The 1,457-nt window shown below is 75.6% G+C and carries 2 protein-coding genes; one reads left to right on the forward strand and one right to left on the reverse strand.

Annotated features, from left to right (window positions below):
- The first annotated feature begins 161 nt into the window (after positions 1-161).
- Positions 162-479 (forward strand): Rv3654c family TadE-like protein, encoded by a 318-nt coding sequence (locus HMPREF3086_RS00940; RefSeq protein ID WP_061227575.1) that lies wholly within the window; start codon positions 162-164, stop codon positions 477-479.
- Between the two features lie 90 nt (positions 480-569).
- Here HMPREF3086_RS00940 and HMPREF3086_RS00945 read toward each other — a convergent pair.
- A partial coding sequence (locus HMPREF3086_RS00945; protein ID WP_141763941.1) for a Zn-binding domain-containing protein occupies positions 570-1,457 on the reverse strand: 888 nt, incomplete at its 5' end.

The raw sequence follows: 1,457 nt of genomic DNA on the forward strand, positions 1-1,457 counted from the left end.
CGGGCCGTGGCGCGCGCCGAGCCGGGCGCTGCGCCATGACCGGGCGTGGCGCCGTGGCCGGGCGTCGTGCTGTGACGGGGCGTAGTGCGGCAGCCTGCCGACGCGCCGTCGTAGCCGTGCGCACGGGGTGGCGCCGGGTGGGTGACGACGACGAGGGGGCCATGACCGTGGCGACCGCCTTCGCGGTGGCGGCCGTCCTGGCGCTGGCCGTGGCCGTTCTGTTGGTGGGACGGGCGGCAGTGGCCACGCATGCCGCCCGATCCGCCGCGGACCTGGCCGCACTGGCCGGCGCGCACGCGCTCCGCGAGGGCCTCGACCCGTGCACGGCGGCGTCCGGGATCGCTGCCGCGAACGGCGCGGACTTGCCGGTGTGCACGGTCGACGGCCACGACCTGGTGGCCCGGGCCGAGGTGCACGTGGATCTCGGGGTGTTCGGCTCGCGAGCGGCGTCGGCGATCGCGCGGGCCGGGCCGGTGTGAGACCCGGCCCGAAATGAGACCCGGGGCCGCCGTGGGGCCGGGCCGGTGCGAGTTCCGGGCCGGGGGGCGGACAGGTCTGGCGGTGGTCCTCTACCCGGCGACCCCGGCGAGTTGCCCGACCACCTCCGTGAGCAGCGCGATCGCGCCCGGCTTGGAGAGCGGGTCGTTGCCGTTGCCGCACTTGGGCGACTGGATGCAGGAAGGGCAGCCGGACTCGCACTCGCAGGCGCGGATCGCGTCCAGGGTCGCCCGCAGCCACGGGGTCGCGCGCCGGAAGCCCCGCTCGGCGAAGCCCGCCCCGCCGGCGTAGCCGTCGTAGACGAAGACCGTGGGCAGGCCGGTGTCGGGGTGCAGGGCGGTGGACACCCCGCCGATGTCCCAGCGGTCGCACGTGGCGACCAGGGGCAGCAGCCCGATCGCGGCGTGTTCGGCCGCGTGCAGCGCCCCCGGCCAGTCCGCCTCCTCGAGCCCGGCCACGCGCAGGAGCTGCGGGGTGAGCGTGTAGACCACCGCACGCGTGGCCAGGGTCGTCTCCGGCAGGTCCAGTGGGGGCACGTCGAGGATCTCCCCGCCGCGCAACCGCCGCTGATAGCCGGTGACCCGAGTGGTCACCTCCACGTCCGCCAGCGACAGGGTCACGGGCCCGGCCGGCACCGTCTCCAGCGTCTCCATGAGGTCGATCGACACCTGCTCTCGCGCGGAGGTCGTCCACTCCGGCACCTCGGGGTGACACAACGCCAGTCCCTCGTCGAGGTCGAGTTCGTCGACGATGAACGACTCGCCCTGGTGCAGGTACAGCGCGCCGGGGTGGACCTGCGAGCGGGCGCGGACGGAGTCGATAGTGCCGAGCATCCGGCCGTCCACCGCGTCCACGATCACCACCTCCGCGCCGCCCTTGCCGCGGATGTCGACCTCGGCGTGCGGGGTGTGGTCGTCGGCGGCCGGGTACCAGCCGGCGGGCCGGCGGCGCACGAGGCC

It is taken from the genome of Dietzia sp. HMSC21D01, from assembly GCF_001815995.1.
In the GTDB taxonomy this organism is placed as follows: domain Bacteria; phylum Actinomycetota; class Actinomycetes; order Mycobacteriales; family Mycobacteriaceae; genus Dietzia; species Dietzia cinnamea.

Excerpts from the sequence above, each read along its gene's own strand:
- HMPREF3086_RS00940 (WP_061227575.1), top strand. The coding sequence starts at position 162 with ATGACCGTGGCGACCGCCTTCGCGGTGGCGGCCGTCCTGGCGCTGGCC.